This is a genomic window from Janthinobacterium sp. GW458P (assembly GCF_002127585.1).
Lineage (GTDB): Bacteria > Pseudomonadota > Gammaproteobacteria > Burkholderiales > Burkholderiaceae_D > Janthinobacterium.
This window is the reverse complement of record NZ_NEGZ01000002.1, coordinates 92,364-109,748: the sequence shown is the minus strand read 5'-3', so window position 1 is coordinate 109,748 and position 17,385 is coordinate 92,364. Positions and strand designations below refer to the sequence as shown.

The 17,385-nt window shown below is 63.4% G+C and carries 9 protein-coding genes; 7 read left to right on the top strand and 2 right to left on the bottom strand.

The window, feature by feature from the left end; all coding sequences use genetic code 11:
* Positions 1-3 precede the first annotated feature (3 nt).
* Together CBW50_RS02610 and CBW50_RS02605 are read left to right on the top strand one after the other, a co-directional pair.
* The gene (locus tag CBW50_RS02610; RefSeq protein WP_086144071.1) at positions 4-1,518 is read left to right on the top strand and encodes an AMP nucleosidase; all 1,515 of its coding nucleotides are present in this window, start codon (positions 4-6) and stop codon (positions 1,516-1,518) included.
* A gap of 431 nt (positions 1,519-1,949) precedes the next feature.
* Complete coding sequence (locus tag CBW50_RS02605) at positions 1,950-4,472, top strand: TonB-dependent receptor (protein WP_086144070.1); 2,523 nt, start codon at positions 1,950-1,952, stop codon at positions 4,470-4,472.
* A 134-nt stretch (positions 4,473-4,606) separates the two neighbouring features.
* On the opposite strand, the gene CBW50_RS02600 is transcribed toward CBW50_RS02605, so the two are convergent.
* A complete protein-coding gene (locus tag CBW50_RS02600) occupies positions 4,607-5,077 on the bottom strand; it encodes a DUF1854 domain-containing protein (protein ID WP_086144069.1) in 471 nt (156 codons plus the stop codon).
* A 2-nt stretch (positions 5,078-5,079) separates the two neighbouring features.
* On the bottom strand, positions 5,080-7,350 hold the full coding sequence (locus CBW50_RS02595; protein ID WP_086144068.1) for an ABC transporter ATP-binding protein: 2,271 nt from the start codon (positions 7,348-7,350) through the stop codon (positions 5,080-5,082).
* A 467-nt stretch (positions 7,351-7,817) separates the two neighbouring features.
* Between CBW50_RS02595 and cphA (CBW50_RS02590) the strand changes: the two genes are divergently transcribed.
* The 5 genes from cphA (CBW50_RS02590) (at position 7,818) to CBW50_RS02570 (ending at position 17,321) form a co-directional block, all read left to right on the top strand.
* On the top strand, positions 7,818-9,995 hold the full coding sequence (cphA, locus tag CBW50_RS02590) for a cyanophycin synthetase (protein ID WP_086144067.1): 2,178 nt from the start codon (positions 7,818-7,820) through the stop codon (positions 9,993-9,995).
* Positions 9,996-10,190: 195 nt separating this feature from the next.
* Positions 10,191-12,761 carry a cyanophycin synthetase gene (cphA, locus tag CBW50_RS02585; RefSeq protein WP_086144066.1) on the top strand — a complete coding sequence of 857 codons (2,571 nt, stop codon included), beginning with the start codon at positions 10,191-10,193 and terminating at the stop codon, positions 12,759-12,761.
* A 350-nt stretch (positions 12,762-13,111) separates the two neighbouring features.
* Entirely contained in the window at positions 13,112-15,769 is a 2,658-nt protein-coding gene (locus CBW50_RS02580; RefSeq protein ID WP_253251896.1) for a TonB-dependent receptor, read from the top strand.
* Positions 15,770-16,073: 304 nt separating this feature from the next.
* Entirely contained in the window at positions 16,074-16,385 is a 312-nt protein-coding gene (locus CBW50_RS02575; RefSeq protein ID WP_139842381.1) for a hypothetical protein, read from the top strand.
* Between the two features lie 48 nt (positions 16,386-16,433).
* The gene (locus CBW50_RS02570; protein WP_086144064.1) at positions 16,434-17,321 is read left to right on the top strand and encodes a MurR/RpiR family transcriptional regulator; all 888 of its coding nucleotides are present in this window, start codon (positions 16,434-16,436) and stop codon (positions 17,319-17,321) included.
* The last annotated feature ends 64 nt before the right edge of the window (positions 17,322-17,385 follow it).

Here is a 17,385-nt window from a genome sequence, read left to right as displayed (position 1 = left end):
CGCTTGCTTACGCCCCCCTTCATCGCCTCCGCCCGCTTCGACGATCCACGCCAGGCGCTGGCGCAGGTGCAAGCCATTTACCGCAGCAGCATCGAACACTTGCGCGATGCGCTGCAGCGCTTTGTCGCTGGCGAAGACATGCACGAACGGGTGCGCGCCTGCTACCCCTTCGTACGCATCCAGACCGAGACCGTGGCGCGCGCCGACTCGCCGCTGGCCTACGGCTTTGTCGCCGGCCCCGGCGTGTTTGAAACCACGCTGACCCGCCCCGACCTGTTTGGCGACTATTACCTCGACCAGTTCACCCTGCTGCTGAAAAACCATAACGGTGGCCAGAAGGTGCTGCTGGAAGTGGGCGTCAGCGCCCAGCCCATCCCCGTGCACTTCTCGTTCGCCGAGCACGACCACATCGAAGGCAATATGGATGCGGGCCGCCGCATGGCCATGCGCGACCTGTTCGACTTGCCGGACCTGTCGGCCATGGACGACGGCATCGCCAACGGCACGCACGAGACGGCGCACGGCGAAGCGCAGCCGCTGTCGCTGTTTACGGGACCGCGCGTGGACTATTCGCTGCAGCGCCTGCGCCACTACAGCGGCACCTCGCCGCAGCACTTCCAGAACTTCGTCCTGTTTACCAATTACCAGTTCTACATCGATGAATTCATCCGCCTGGGACAAGCCTTGATGCAGCGCGCGCCCGACGCCGCCGCACCGTCGGACGACGATGGCTACATCGCCTTTGTCGAACCGGGCAACGTCGTCACGCGCCGCGTCGGCCATGCCGGCGAAAGCGACGACGCGCTGGGCGCGGCCCCGCCGCGTTTGCCGCAGATGCCCGCCTACCATTTGCTGCGCGCGGACGGCAGCGGCATCACCATGGTCAATATCGGCGTGGGGCCGGCCAACGCGAAGACCATCACCGACCATATCGCCGTGCTGCGCCCGCACGCCTGGCTGATGCTGGGCCACTGCGCGGGCCTGCGCACCACGCAAAGCCTGGGCGACTACGTGCTGGCGCATGCGTATGTGCGCGAAGACCACGTGCTCGACGAAGACTTGCCGCTGTGGGTGCCGATCCCGCCGCTGGCGGAAATCCAGCAGGCGCTGCAAACGGCCGTGGCGGAAATCACCCAGCTGACGGGGCATGATTTGAAGCACATCATGCGCACGGGCACAGTCGCCAGCACGGACAACCGCAACTGGGAACTGCTGCCGCAGCGCACGCCGGAGCGCCGCTTCAGCCAGAGCCGCGCCATCGCGCTGGACATGGAAAGCGCGACGATCGCCGCCAACGGCTTCCGCTTCCGCGTCCCGTACGGCACCCTGCTGTGCGTGAGCGACAAGCCGCTGCACGGCGAAATCAAGCTGCCCGGCATGGCCAACCACTTCTACCGCGAGCGCGTCGACCAGCACCTGCGCATCGGCATCCGCGCCGTGGAACTGCTGCGCCGCCAGGGAGTGGACCGCCTGCACAGCCGCAAATTGCGCAGTTTTGCCGAGGTGGCGTTTCAGTAATCGCGCTCCCCCGTCATGCCAGCCGCCCTCCACGGGCGGCTTTTTTTTGCCCGTAGCGCTGCCGCAATGCGGCGGACAATCGTCGCAACGACGATATAAAACGTCACAAAAAAACAACAGATGTCTAGATTGGCATTACAAAAAAACAAAACTATCCACGCTTTTTTTGCCAATTGGAAAATTAAATTTATTTAACAATTAAAATTTCATGATTTCCTGCCATACACAAATCAAATTCATCCAGCGTCATTCTTCGAATAAAGAATCCATACGCAAAAAGCAGAGGCGTCTTGACAGCCGAAGGCGAAAAATGGTCTGATGAATTGTAAATTTAAGCTGCTAAATTTATAAACATGGTAATTTTGAAAATACTTTCAAATAGCTAAATAAAAACCTAAGGAAACTTAAGTTTCCTAGTTGGAGGATGGACAATGATTGAAAAGAAATTAAGCAAATCCTTGCGCATGATGTTTGCCGGCACTTTGGTCATGAGCGCAGGCTTCATGCACCAGGCGGCTCAAGCGCAGGAAGCCAAGGCTGACGAGAAATTGCAGCGCGTGGTCGTGACGGGTTCCGCCATCAAACGCGTGGATGCCGAGACAGCCGCACCGGTGGAGATTTACAGCAAGAAAGATATCGAGCGCACTGGCGCCACCAGCGTCGCCGAACTGGTGCGCAACCTGGCCTCCATCGACATCAATGACCAGGGCGAACTGAGCGCCAGCTCCCCTTCCGGTTCCGGCACCACCAACATCAAGATGCGCGGCCTGAGCGAACGCAACGTGCTGATCCTGTTGAACGGCCGCCGCCTGCCGACCAATGCGCTGGCTGACGGTTCGGGGGCGGGCGCAGCGGTCGACGTCAACGCCATCCCGCTGAGCGCGCTGGAACGCATTGAAATCCTGAAAGACGGAGGCTCCGCCATTTATGGCGCCGATGCAGTCGCCGGCGTGATGAACTTCATCACCAAAAAGAACTACCAGGGCCTGGAAGCGAAAACCAGCTACGGCCAAAGCTCGCGCTCGGACGCCAAGGAAAAGACGGCCAACCTCGTGTACGGCTATGGCGACTATGACACCCAGGGCTTCAACGTGCTGGCCACAGTCGACATCTTCAAGCGCGACCCGATCTACCGCAAGGACCGCGACCTGACCAGTTCGGCAGACTTCCGCCGCTTTGGCGGCCCGGATGGCCGCAGCGGCTATCATCCTAGCGGCAATATCGTCGGCGGCGGCACCCTGGTGCCTTGCCCAGCGGGCGATGTAAGCCCCGAAGGCTGCCGTTTTGACGTCAACAAGACCTTGCTGACCTCCACCAACGGCGCCGACCGCGCCAGCGGCATGCTGATCGGCAGCCTGAAAATCAGCGACAGCATCCGCGCGTTTGCGGAATTTACCTATTCCGAAAGCAAGGACGACTTTTCGTCCCAGCCAGCGCCTGGCAACTTCAAGGTCGGCAACCAGACCGTCGCCGGCCGCTTCATGCAGATGGGTCCGCGCCAGACCAACCGCAAGGGCACGATGACCCAGTTCTCGACGGGTCTGGAAGGCACGACGCGCGGCATCGACTGGGATGTCGCCATCGGCAAGGGCGTGAGCAAGGCCACCAACCGCGATTCGAACTACGCACATTACGACCTGTTCAACGAAGCGATCGCCAATGGTACGATCAATCCGACCCGCACCGACAATCCGCAGGCAGCCGTCGACAAGATTCGCCTGACGCCTACGCGCGCCGGCAAGTCGGAACTGACCTTCTTCAACGCCAAGGCATCGGCGCCGATCATGGACCTGGCAGGCGGCGCGATGGCTTACGCCGTTGGCGTGTCGTACAACAAGGAAACGCTGAGCGACCAACCCGACCAGAACCAGATTGATGGCGTGGTCTTCGGCAGCATCCAGCAAGCGGCCGTCAAGGCGGACCGCAATTCCAAGGGCATCTTCGGCGAACTGTCGATTCCATTCCTGAAAAACGTCGAAGCGCAGGTCGCCCTGCGCTATGACGACATCTCGAATGTCGGCAGCAAGACCAGCCCGAAACTGGCCTTGCGCTACCAGCCCCTGAACAACCTGATGTTCCGCGGTTCGTATGCGGGCAGCTACCTGGCGCCATCGCTGAAACAGATGTACGGCGGCGTCGATGCGGGCGCCTACACGACCAGCGATGCGGATATCTGCAAAGCCTTCCCATCGATTGCCGGCAATTGCAAAAACTTTGCCTACTACCAGGTCTCCGGCTCCAACAAGGACTTGAAACCTGAAACGGGCAAGACCTACAACCTGGGCGTGGTGTTCTCGCCAGTGAACTCGTTCACAGCCAGCATCGACTTCTTCAAGATTAACAAAAAGAATGAGATCGGCACCCTGACGGAAACCAAGGCGATCGAGCTGGGCAACGTGGAAATCAAGAATGGCGATGCGCGCATCCTGCTGAACAACCAGAACCTGGCTACCACCGAAGTGCGCGGTTTCGATACGGACCTGCGTTACATCTCGCCGCAAACGATGTTCGGCAAATTCACGATCCGCAATGCGTCCACCATCTACACCCGCATGGACACCCAGGACACGGCGACGGATCCAGAACAAAGCACGATGAAGATGTTCATGAATCCGAAGTACCGCAACACGTTCACCGCCAGCCTGGAAAAGGACAATATGTCCGGCACCCTGGTCATCCGCACGACGGGCGACATGATCGACTCGCCCTTGCGACGCGACGAAGTCAAGCCGGGCACCCGCACGATTCCTTCGCACACGGAAGTGGATCTGACGGGCCAGTACGTGGCGATGCAAAACCTGACCTTCACGGCCGGCATCAAGAACCTGTTCGACAAGATGCCGCCGTTTAGCGCGACGGGTGCCACCAACCAGTACGGCACCCTGGGCTTTGCCCAGCTGTACAACGTGCGCGGCCGTTACTTCTACATCGGCGCAGGCTACAAATTCATGTAATGTAGCGCATTATCCGGCAGTCTGAAACGGTTGCCGGCGTTGCCCTCGAAAGCCGCACGCCTGTGCGGCTTTTTTCATGCCCGGCAGACGAAAAAAAACCGCTGCAGGCAGCGGTTTTCAGGTAACTCCAACGCTTACAGGAAGCGGTCGAGTATCTTGCGCGTCGTCTTGTCGATATTGAACATGTCGCGTATCAAAAAGTGGATGCCGTGGTTGTCGGCGATCAAGAGCGACGTGGCGCCGATGCGGCGGATGTCTTCCTCGCCTTTCAGCACGAATTGCGTCTCGCCCCGGTCCGTGTCGACGTACCAGGTGCACGGCGTGGCGAAACTGGAGACGCTTTTCACGCGCGCGATCTCGGGCATGAATTCGCGCCCTTCCAGCTCTTCCTGCAGCAGGCCGCGCGTCGGCTCCGGCAAGGCGTCGAGGCGGTCGATCCACGCCACTTCCTTGCCGTCGCCCAGCACCAGCGAAATGCCTTCATCCGGCGACTGGATGGGAAAGGCGCGCACGGGCGCCACGCCCTCAAAAACCTGGCCGTCCGCGTCCGTCATCACCAGCTTGCCGAAGGGGTCGCGGCTTAATGTAAAAGTTGTACTGGCCATGCTTATTCCTTGTCATCCAGGGCGAGCTCATTGTTGCGCGCCTGTGCTTCATAGAGGCGGAAATAGGCGCCCTCTTTCGCCATCAGTTCATCGTGGCTGCCCACTTCGACGACCTGGCCCCGGTCCAGCACCACCAGGCGGTCGGCCCGGTGCAATGTCGACAGGCGGTGGGCGATGGCGATCGTCGTGCGGCCCTGCACCAGGTTGTCCAGCGCCTTCTGGATTTCTTTTTCCGTTTCCGAGTCCACCGACGATGTCGCTTCATCCATGATGAGGATGCGCGGGTCGATCAGCAGGGCGCGGGCGATCGAGATGCGCTGGCGTTCGCCGCCGGACAGGCCCTGTCCGCGCTCGCCCACCATCGAATCGTAGCCCTGCGGCAGGCGCAGGATGAATTCGTGGGCATGCGCAGCGCGCGCGGCGGCGATGATCTCCTGGCGCGTCGCGTGCGGCTTGCCGTAGGCGATATTCTCCGCGATGGTGCCGAAGAACAGGAACGGCTCCTGCAGCACCAGGCCGATGTTGCGGCGGTAGTCAGAGACAGCGAACGAGCGGATGTCTACGCCGTCGAGCAAAATCGCCCCTTCCGACACGTCGTAGAAGCGGCAGATCAGGTTGACCAGCGTGCTCTTGCCCGAACCGCTGTGGCCCACCAGGCCGATCATCTCGCCCGCCTTGATGTTCAGGGTGATGCCGCGGTTGACGGCCCGGTTGCCATAGCGGAAACCGACTTCGCGCAGGTCGATGCGGCCTTCGATCTTGTCCAGTTTGACCGGTTGCGCCGGTTCCGGCACGCTCGACACATGGTCGAGGATGTCGAAGATGCGCTTGGCGGCGGACGCCGATTTCTGCGTCACGGAGACGATGCGGCTCATCGAGTCGAGGCGGCCATAGAAGCGCGTGCTGTAGGCGATGAAGGCGGTCAGCACGCCGACGGTGATTTCGCCGCGCGACAGTTGCCAGATGCCGAAGCACCAGATGACCAGCAAACCCATCTCCGTCAGGAAGGAGACCGTCGGCGAAAACAGCGACCAGACCTTGTTCAACTTGTCGTTGACGGCCAGGTTGTGCGCGTTGGCGTCGCGGAAGCGGGCCGCTTCGCGCTTTTCCTGCGCAAACGCCTTGACCACGCGGATGCCGGGAATGGTATCGGCCAGCACGTTGGTCACTTCGCTCCACACGCGGTCGATCTTTTCAAAGCCCGTGCGCAGACGGTCGCGCACCAGGTGGATCATCCAGGCGATGAAGGGCAGCGGTGCCAGGGTCATGATGGCCAGCCACGGGTTCATCGACCACAAAATGACGCCCGTCATGATAATCATCAACACGTCGGAGGCGAAATCGAGCAAGTGCAGCGAGAGGAAGACGCAGATGCGGTCGCTGCCGCTGCCGATGCGCGCCATCAGGTCGCCCGTGCGCTTGCCGCCGAAAAATTCCAGCGACAGCTTCATCAGGTGTTCATACGTGGCCGAGCGCAAATCGGCGCCCATGCGTTCGGACACCAGGGCCAGCACATAGGTCTTGCCCCAGCCCAGCAGCCAGGCCAGCAGGGCCGAACCGAGCAAGCCGCTCATGTAGTACACCACCAGCCACGGGTCGATATGCTTGCCGTTCTGATACGGGATCAGCACATTGTCCATCAGCGGCGCCGTCAGGTAGGGCGGAATCATGTGCGCAGCGGTGCTCAGCAGCATCAGCAGGAAGCCCAGCGCCAGCTGGCCACGGTAAGGGTGGGCAAAACGCCACAGGCGGAACAGGGTCCAGGTGGACGGCGGCGTGTGCAGCACCTTGGCGCAGATCGGGCATTCTTCCTGTTCCGGCTCCAGAGGCGCCTTGCAGCTGGGGCACACTTCCTGCTCTGCTTCCAGCACGGGCTGGCCCGTCAGGTGGCTGTCGAGGCGCTCGACGAACTGCTCCAGCACGCGGATCGCATGCAAATTCTGTCCCAGGGTAAAGCGCCACGAGGCCAGGCGGCCGTGGTCGTCGAACAGTTCCAGGTGGCCGACACCGGCATGGTCGTGGTGCGTCAGGCGCAGTCCGTGGCGGAAAGACCAACTTTTCCAGGCGGTATCGCCCGGGGAACGGGCCAGTAAACGCTTCTCTGTGACAACAATTATGCCTTTTGTGAAACGTAATCGCGCATCGAGGTCAACCTCAACGCTACTTAAAACGTTCTCCCCTGGAGAAAGCTTGCTTTCCACTTCCGCCAGCCAGTGTTCCGGCAGCGAGGTAAGGGGAATAGTTGTTGCAGGAACACTCAGTTCAGTTGTCATCGTAAAGCATACTCCGGCTCGAGGCCAAGCCCTTCAGGGCGGGATTTGGGGGATGGGGCAGACGCCCGATCAATGTTTGTGTATTGCGCGATGGCGAGGTAGATGCACCAGTGGCAATTTCCTGTATTGTATCGAATGGATGCCTGCAGGTAATGAATGATGGCAAAACGGAGCAAAAAAATGCGCGGCCATCGTACAGGGGCAAGTATACAACAGCCCGCTGTTGCGCAAATGCTCCAGCTTAGCCCGGAGTCGGTAACTTTATAACAAGTATGGCAACAATTAGTAACAATTAGAATGACAACACCAGCAGAATACGAGAAGCAAACGCGACAAGAGGCCGCTAAAAGTGGCACACTGCGCATACCCGGGATAAAGAACCAAGCACGAGCCTGAAAAGACTCTGTAAAGCCAACATAAAGTATCTGGCGCCCAGACGCCTGGCTTGTTATCAAGAAACCACTTACATGATCAAGAAGAAGAACATCGAATTCGTCCGCGTCACCCACTTGCGCGGCCCCAACATCTGGACTTACCGCCCGGTGATTGAAGCCTGGGTCGATATCGGCGAACTGGAAGACTATCCATCGAATACCCTGCCCGGCCTGTACGAGCGCCTGGTGGCGTGGCTGCCCGGCATGATCGAGCACCGCTGCGGCGTGGGCGAACGGGGCGGCTTTTTCGAGCGCCTGCGCGAAGGCACATGGTCGGCCCACATCCTCGAACACGTGGTGCTGGAACTGCAAAACCTGGCCGGCATGCGCACGGGCTTCGGCCAGACGCGCTCGACCAGCCAGCGCGGCGTCTACAAGATGGCCTTCCGCACGCGCGAAGAGCACGTGGGCCGCGCTGCCCTGGCGACCGCGCGCGAACTGCTGATGGCCGCCATCAATGATGAAGCCTACGACCTGGAGGCGGCCCTGGCGCCGCTGCGCGACATGGTCGATTCGCGCTGCCTGGGCCCGAGCACGGCGAGCATCGTCGATGCGGCCACCGAGCGCCGCATCCCTTCCCTGCGCCTGAACGACGGCAATCTGGTGCAGCTGGGCCACGGCGCCGCGCAGCGCCGCATCTGGACGGCCGAAACGGACCGCACCAGCGCGATTGCCGAAGGCATCGCCAGCGACAAGGATCTCACCAAATTCCTGCTCAAATCGTGCGGCGTGCGCGTGCCCGAAGGCAGCCTGGTGCGCAGCGCCGAAGCGGCCTGGGAAGAAGCGCAGGACATCGGCGTGCCCGTCGTCGTCAAGCCGTATGACGGCAACCACGGCCGCGGCGTGTCGCTGAACCTGATGACAGAAAGCGACGTCAAGGCAGCCTATGAACTGGCCGCGCGCAAGGGCGACAGTTCGGCCGTGCTGGTGGAAAGCTTCATCACGGGCGACGAGCACCGTCTGCTCGTCGTCGGCAACAAGCTGATCGCGGCCGCCAAGGGCGAATCCCTGTGGGTCGACGGCGACGGCGTGTCCACCGTGCTGGAACTGGTCAACACGCAGATCAATACCGATCCGCGCCGCGGCGAAGGCGAAGATTTCCCGCTGGGCACCGTCAAGCCGCACGAGTCGGGCGAAATCGTGCTGGAACTGCAGCGCCAGGGCATGACCGCCCTGTCCGTGCCGCAATCGGGCCAGAAAGTGCTGATCCAGCCGAACGGCAACGTGGCTATCGACGTCACCGACGACGTGCACCCGTCCGTCGTGCATGCGGCCCTGCTGGCCGCCAGGGTCGTGGGCCTCGATATCGCCGGCATCGACCTGGTCACCACCGACATCACGCGTCCGCTGGAAGAACAGCGCGGCGCCATCATCGAAGTCAATGCCAGCCCCGGCCTGCTGGCGCACATCAAGCCGGGCGTGGGCCAGCCCCGCCCTGTCGGCGCGGCCATCGTCGACCACCTGTTCGCTGCCGAAGAAACGGGCCGCATTCCGCTGATCGGCGTGACGGGCACGCGCGGCGCCAGCCTGATCGTGCGCATGCTGTGCAAGCTGCTCAACCTGTCGGGCCTGCACACGGGCGCCGTCTGCAGCGAAGGCATGTACCTGGACCAGCGCCGCGTCGTCAGCAACGATTGCGTGAACTGGGACGCGGGCCAGCGCCTGCTGCTCAACCGCACCGTGCAGACGGCCCTGTTCGAGAGCAATCCGCGCATGATCCTGGCCGAAGGCCTGGCCTACGACAAGTGCCAGGTCGGCATCGTCACGGACATGGGCAGCCTCGATAGCATCAAGGATTTCGACGTGCTGGACGAGGCGGGCCTGTACAAGGCCGTGCGCAGCCAGGTCGACGTGGTCGTGCCGACCGGCGTGGCCGTGCTCAACGCCGCCAACGCCCACGTGCTGGAACTGGCCGAACTGTGCGACGGCACGGTGACCCTGTATGCGCAGGATGGCAGCCTGCCGGCCCTCGCGGCACAGCTGGCCGCCGGCCAGCGCGCCGTGTTTGTGCGCGGCAACCACATCGTGCTGGCCGAAGGCGGCATCGAAACGGTCCTGCTGTGCCTGGACCTGCTGAAACCGGCCACGGCCGGCAATGTCGACAGCGTGCTGGCCGTCGCGGCCGCCGCTTGGGCCCTGAACCTGCCCGTCGACCTGATTTGCGCCGGCTTGCGCACCTTCGACGCGGCCCCCGGCTGCATCGGGAATTGAAAAACCAGAAACGTCAAACCAAACCGACTGCGCGTCGCGATTTGCGGCCTCCGATGCTCACTGTGCATCCGCACAGCTCCGCTTCTCGGGCCAACGGGGGCGCCGAGCCTCCCATCCGCTCGCTACGGTTTAATTTGACGTAGAAGCCCGGCTACGGCCGGGCCCACAAGAACACAACAGGATTACGGTTTAATTATGGAAGTATCTCGCGTACGGGCCTTGCGGGGCCCTAACCTCTGGAGCCACGACACCGCCGTGGAAGCCATCGTTTCCTGCACCACGCAGGAACTCGACATCGCCCAGCTGCCCGGCTTCGAAGCCCGCCTGCGCGCACTCTTTCCGCAACTGAGCCCGCTGCAACCGCTGGGCAATTACAACGCCGCGCCGATGGCGCAGGTGCTGGAACTGGCGGCGCTGGGCCTGCAGGCGCAAGCCGGCTGCCCCGTCACCTTCAGCCGCACCACGCCGACCCTGGAAACGGGCATCTTCCAGGTCGTCGTCGAATACTCGGAAGAAGCCGTAGGCCGCCTGGCCCTGGAACTGGCGCAGCAGCTGTGCCGCGCCGCGCTCGACGACGCGCCGTTCGACCTGGCCGGCGCCCTGCACCAGTTGCAGGAACTCGATGAGGACGTGCGCCTGGGCCCTTCGACGGGCGCCATCGTCAACGCCGCCGTGGCCCGCAACATCCCGTTCCGCCGCCTGACCGAAGGCAGCCTGGTGACGTTCGGCTGGGGCAGCAAGCAGCGCAAGATCCAGGCCGCCGAAATGGACGGCACCAGCGCCATCGCCGAAGCCATCGCGCAAGACAAGGAACTGACCAAGAAGTTGTTGGACTCGGCCGGCGTGCCCGTGCCGCAAGGCCGTGTCGCCATCGACGTGGACGATGCCTGGGCCGCCGCCTGCGAGATCGGCCTGCCCGTCGTCGTGAAACCAAAGGATGGCAACCAGGGCAAGGGCGTCACCGTCAATGTCACCACGCGCGAACAGCTGACGGCCGGCTTCATCGCGGCGCAGGAATTCCGCGACGACATCCTCGTCGAGCGCTATCTGCCGGGCCACGATTTCCGCTTGCTCGTCATCGGCAACAAGATGGTGGCGGCGGCCCGCCGCGACCCGCCGCAAGTGGTGGGCGACGGCCAGCACACGGTGCGCGAACTGGTCGACCAGGTCAACCTGGACCCGCGCCGCGGCAGCGGCCACGCCACCTCGCTGACGAAAATCCGCTTCGACGACATCGCCCTGGCCAGCCTGGCCAAGCAGGGCTATGTGGCCGAATCCGTGCCGCCCGTGGGCCAGCGCGTGATCTTGCGCAATAACGCCAACCTGTCGACGGGCGGCTCGGCCACCGACGTCACCGTCGACGTGCATCCGGAAGTGGCGGCGCGCGCCGTCGCGGCCGCGCACATGGTGGGCCTGGACATCTGCGGCGTGGACGTGGTGTCCGACAGCATCCTGAAACCGCTGGAAGAGCAGAACGCCGGCATCGTCGAAGTCAACGCCGCGCCGGGCCTGCGCATGCACCTGGCGCCCTCGTTCGGCAAGCCGCGCCCCGTGGGCGAAGCCATCATCGCCGCCATGTTCGCCGAAGGCGACGATGGCCGCATCCCCGTCGTCGCCGTCACGGGCACCAACGGCAAGACCACCACCGTGCGCCTGATCGCCCACCTGCTGACGGCTTCCGGCCTGCGCACGGGCATGACGAACACGGATGGCGTGTACATCGAAGGACGCCAGATCGACAGCGGCGACTGCAGCGGCCCGCGCAGCGCGCGCAACGTGCTGCTGCACCCGGACGTGGACGCGGCCGTGTTCGAAACGGCGCGCGGCGGCATGCTGCGCGAAGGCCTGGCCTTCGACCGCTGCCAGGTCGCCGTGGTGACGAATATCGGCGCGGGCGACCACCTGGGCCTGAACTACATCACCACCGTGGAAGACCTGGCGGTATTGAAGCGCGTGATCGTGCAGAACGTGGCCGACAGCGGCGTGGCCGTGCTGAACGCCACCGACCCGGCCGTGGCCCGCATGGCCAAGAATTGCAGCGGCACGGTGACCTTCTTCGCCGCCGACAAGACGCATCCCGTGATGGCCACGCACCGCGCGCAGGGCAACCGCGTGGTGTACGTGGAAGACGGCAAGCTGGTGGCGGCGCAGGGCAAGGAGCGCCACGAAATCGCCCTGTCGCAAGTGCCCATCACGCGCAACGGCGCCATCGGCTTCCAGGTCGACAACGTCATGGCCTCGCTGGCCGCCGCCTGGGCCGTGGGCCTGGACTGGAAAACCATTGCACTGGGCCTGAAAACCTTTGCCAATGAAGCCGACAATGCGCCGGGCCGCTTCAACGTCTTCGATTACAAGGGCGCCACGCTGATCGCCGACTACGGCCACAATCCGGACGCCATCCTGGCGCTGGTGCAGGCCGTCGAAAGCATGCCGGCCAAGCGCCGCTCGGTGGTCATCAGCGGCGCCGGCGACCGCCGCGACGAAGACATCCGTCAGCAGACGGAAATCCTCGGCGCCGCCTTCGACGACGTGCTGCTGTACCAGGACCAGTGCCAGCGCGGCCGCGCCGACGGTGAAGTCGTGGCCTTGCTGCGCCAGGGCCTGGACGGCGCCAAGCGCACCAGCCATATCGATGAAATCAACGGCGAATTCGTCGCCATCGACAAGGCCCTGGCGCGTTTGAACGAAGGCGACCTGTGTCTGATCCTGATCGACCAGGTGGAAGAAGCGCTGGCGCACATCGCCATGCGCGTCGCCGAAGCATAAGCGCGCCAACTGCGCACAAGGGCGGCCTGCGGGCCGCCTTTTTTTTCGCCCCTGCATGGTCAGCGCAACGGCGCCCATTTCGGCAGCGAACAGCGGCGCCGCCGCAAGACACAACGCAATTTGTCTCCACCTGTCGCCCCTTTGCCACACGTCCGCAGCGGCAAGGCTTGCCTGCGCCTGCCGCCAGCGCGCATGAATGCGGCAGGGATACCGGAATTGATATGGACAGCGCAAAAGAACTCATTTGTGGGGCAAAGTCATACCCCCTACCATATTTCTTGAGCAAGTTTCAGCTCCGGCGGCAACTGCCGCAGCGTTCTCAACATAACTAAAATACAGGTGGAGACAAGATGAAGCAATCGATGGCAACGGGCACCCGCACGTCCCGACACAATACACGGCTGACCTTGAAAGCCACAGTGGCCGCGCTGGCCGGCGCAGGGCTACTGAGCGGAGCTTCCGTCCGGGCGCAACAGGCGCCCGCCGCGAAAACACCAGTGGAAGAAACGGCGCCGGCAGCAACTCCGGCCGACAGCGGCATCGCCGTCGTCGCCGTCACGGGCGTGCGCAGGGCGGCACAGAGCGCGCAGACGATCAAGAAAAACAGCGACCAGGTGGTCGACTCCATCGTCGCCGATGAAATCGGCAAATTCCCCGACAAGAACGTGGCCGAAATCCTCGGCCGCGTGACGGGCGTGCAGGTCCGCCGCGAAGGCGGCGAAGCGGGCACCGTCATCATCCGCGGCTTGCCCGGCGTGGTGACCCTGCTCAACGGCCGCGAGATGTTCACCTCGGTGGGCCGCAGCCTGTACCTGGCCGACATTCCGACGGCCATGCTGCAGCGCGTGGACGTGTACAAATCGCAGGGCGCCGACATGGTCGAAGGCGGCACGGCCGGCGTGGTCGACGTGCGTACCAACCGCCCGTTCGACTTCAAGGGCTTTACGGCATCGGGCAATGTGCGCGCCGAACACCGCGACAAGGCCGGCTCGACGGACCCGAACGTCAGCGGCATGGTCTCGAACCGCTGGAAGACCCCATACGGCGAATTCGGCGCCCTGCTCGGCCTGTCCTACCAGCGCGGCAGATACTATGACGAGACGATCTGGAACGCCGAACCCGTCAAGCGCCCCGAAGCGGGCAACATCACGGGCCCCGATTCCGTCGGCATGATCCCGACCGTGGGCGACCGCAAGCGCTACGCGGCGAATGCCGCCTTCCAGTGGCGTCCGAACTCGCAGGTGGAAGTGTATGCGGAAGGCATGTCGACCCTGATCAAGCATGCGTTCGACAGTCAGTTCTTCGTCGGTTCGCTGCCCTGGGGGCAAAATCCCGACATCACCCTGATCCCCGGCACCAGCCAGGCGGCCACGGTGGGCAAGATCGACGGCCCGTGGTCGCCGTTCACCCTCGGCTCGACCCAGGCGCGGCGCGACCGCTCGATCGGCTCGCAAGGCGCCATCGGCGCGCGCTGGGACATCACGCCGCAGCTGCGCGCGACGACGGAACTGGCGCGCACGGTGAGCAACTTCGAGCGCGAATTTCCCATCCTCGACTTTCTCGCCCACCCGACCAGCGTGATCGGCAGCACGAACGTCAACGGCGGCGCGCAGATCAGCTACCCCGGCTACAACATGCTGGACCCGAAGAACTACACGCTGCTCGGCTTCTACGATAACCACAGCCACGACGAAGGCAGCTTCACCGACTGGCGCGGCGACGTCAGCTACGACATGGACAGCACGGGCTTTTTCCGCGAATTTTCGGGCGGCGTGCGCCTGGCCAGGCGCAAGGCGGAAGCCATACGCGAAAAGAACGTGCAAGGCGGCCTGGCGTCGCCCATGACTGCGGACGCGATTCCCGGCCTGGCCTGCGCCTCGCACAAGAACACGGGCAACTTCGGCCTGCAAAGCTGGCTCACGCCCTGCCGCGACTTCATGCTCAACAACACAGCCGTGCTGCGCCAGCTGTTTACGGGCAGCAGCGAGCGCAGCCCGGACGATCCGATGACCCACTACAAGGACGTGGAGAAAACCAATGCCGTCTACGGCAAGGCGCGCATCGGCTTTGATCTGGCGCAAGTGCCGGTCGATGGCACCTTGGGCGTGCGCGTGGTGCAGACCAAGCAGGACTTGCAAGGCAATTCCGCGCAAGACGGCATCGTCACGCCGGTGCGCGTGAAGACGTCGGATACGGACGTGCTGCCCAGCCTGACCCTGAAAGCCATGCTGCGCCAGGACCTGATCGCCCGCCTGACGGCCGGCAAGGCCGTGCAGCGCCCGAACTTCGCCGACTTTAACCCCGGCGTGACCCTGGGCCAGAGCCTGGAAATGGTGCGCCCGACTGGCAGCGGCGGCAATCCCGACCTCAAACCCGTGGAAGGCAAGAACCTGGACGTGGCGCTGGAATGGTATTTCGCCCAGACGGGTTCCGTCACGGCCACCGTCTTCCGCCACAATTTCAAAAATTACATCCTGTCCGGTTCGGCCAAGGAAACGTACGGCGGCATCGAGTACGACATTACCCGCCCGCGCAACACCTCGAAGGGCCACCTGCAAGGTCTGGAAATGGCTTACCAGCAGTTCTACGACAAGCTGCCCGGCTGGATGAGCGGCCTGGGCTTGCAGGCCAACGCCACCTACATGACGGGCGAACTGGAAGAACTCAATGGCAGCGCGCACCCGTTCACGGGCATGTCGAAGTGGTCGGCCAATATCGTCGGCCTGTACGAACAGGGACCGTGGTCGGCGCGCCTGGCCTACAGCTGGCGCGACAAGTACGTCGACGACTACAACTACCGCGGCAAGGGCATCCACCTGACCGTTGCGCCGACGAAAACCCTGGACGCGTCGGTCTCGTACAAGCTCAACCCGAACACCACGGTAACGCTGGACGCGAACAACCTGCTCGACTCGACCTACCGCGACTACCACGACACGCCCGAGTATGTGCGCGATGTGCGGCGCTATGACAAGGTTGTCGGCCTGTCCGTCCGCTGGAGCTACTAAAAACGTCCAGCACGTTGTTGCCGCGCCTCGCCGTACTGTACGTACTGTCTTCGGCGCGGCGCCTCGCCCTCGACGTTCTTAGCACCGGCAGTAACACCTGAGCAAACCGGCTGCGCGGCGCGCTTTACGGCCGGCGATGATTTTGTCAGGTGTCGCAGCATCGTTGAAAAACATATTTTCTTCCTTCGGGGGTTTGCAGCGCCAGCCGGCCACGGTTAGCGTTTTTTTGCCTTGTGGAATCTATCCGACATAGGAATTGATGTGGCGCAAAGTGGTGCTACCGGGGCGCTTTTATGCTGGCAGCTTGACTAGCGAACCCGGCGGGGACAGCATGCGCGATGCACGGCACGTCGATATACAGTTATTTCAACCCGACATCCCGGTACGGCTCGACATGCGCACGGCGGCGCTGGTCGAACATGCGCTGGCCTTGCAGGAAATGGCCGGCACGGGCGCCGCCGCCCTGTTTCTGCACTGCCACGACGTGCCGCTGCCCGTCGCCCTGCGCGTGCTGACGACGGGACCGCGCCGCAAGCCGGCCGGGCCGCACCTGTTTGCCCGCCTGCGTCCACGCACGGCCGCCCGGGTGCAAGGCGCGCCGCTACCGGCGCGCTGACGAATCCTGTACCATCGCCGCAACGACACTCACGATGCAAGGCAGGCGATGCAGGCAGCAAGCACCAACGACAATTATGCGGCACTGATGGACCTGATCAAGGCCCGCTATGCGGGGCTGAGTCCGCAATTCCAGGCCGGCGCCCGCTACCTGGCCGACCATCCGGACGACGTGGCCGTTTCCTCGATGCGCAGCATCGCCGCGCGGGCCCAGGTGCAATCGGCCGCCCTCGTGCGCCTGGCGCAGCAGCTGGGCTTTGCCGGCTGGCCGGAACTGAAAGCCATCTTTGTCGAACGTCTGCGCGCCGGCCCGGCCGGCTACGCGGCAAAAGCGGGCGCGCTGGCCGGCAAGGACGGCGGCCTGGTCACGGAAGTGTTCGCGGCGCAGCAGCGCAACCTGGCCGCCACGGAAAGCGCCAACCACGCCGCCCTGGATGCTGCCGCCAATCTGTTGCAGGCGGCGCCCCGCGTGCACGTGGCGGGCTTTCGCGCCGCCCACCCCATCGCCTACACCCTGCACTACCTGTACCGGCTGCTGCGCCCCAGCGTGCAGCTGCTGAGCGGCCAGGGCGGCACCCTGGAAATGGACTTGCGCGCCCTGCAGGCAGGCGAAGCCGTCGTCGTCGTCAGCTTCGCGCCGTATTCGAGCGAAGCGCTGCTGGTGGCGCAAACGGCGCGCCAGGCCGGCTGCCAGGTGGTCGCCATCAGCGACAGCGCCATGTCGCCGCTGGCCCTGCAGGCCGACGCCAGCATCGTCATCGCCGTCGACAGCCCCTCGTTCTTCCCCTCCATCGTGGCCGGCGTCGCGGCCGTGGAAAGCCTGGCGGAACTGCTGGTGGCGCGCGCGGGACACGATGCCGTGCACGCCATCGGCGCGGCGGAAAACCAGCTGCGGGCGCTAGGCGCCTATGCAGAAACATCAAATGATGTAAATTAAGAAAAAATACATCAAACGTTGCAATGCGGCGCAGCGCATCCTATAATCGGCCATTCCCACTTGC

Coding starts and splice junctions, on each gene's coding strand:
- CBW50_RS02605 (WP_086144070.1), top strand. CDS start 1,950: ATGATTGAAAAGAAATTAAGCAAATCCTTGCGCATGATGTTTGCCGGC.
- CBW50_RS02600 (WP_086144069.1), bottom strand. CDS start 5,077: ATGGCCAGTACAACTTTTACATTAAGCCGCGACCCCTTCGGCAAGCTG.
- CBW50_RS02595 (WP_086144068.1), bottom strand. CDS start 7,350: ATGACAACTGAACTGAGTGTTCCTGCAACAACTATTCCCCTTACCTCG.
- cphA (WP_086144067.1), top strand. CDS start 7,818: ATGATCAAGAAGAAGAACATCGAATTCGTCCGCGTCACCCACTTGCGC.
- cphA (WP_086144066.1), top strand. CDS start 10,191: ATGGAAGTATCTCGCGTACGGGCCTTGCGGGGCCCTAACCTCTGGAGC.
- CBW50_RS02580 (WP_253251896.1), top strand. CDS start 13,112: ATGAAGCAATCGATGGCAACGGGCACCCGCACGTCCCGACACAATACA.
- CBW50_RS02570 (WP_086144064.1), top strand. CDS start 16,434: ATGCAGGCAGCAAGCACCAACGACAATTATGCGGCACTGATGGACCTG.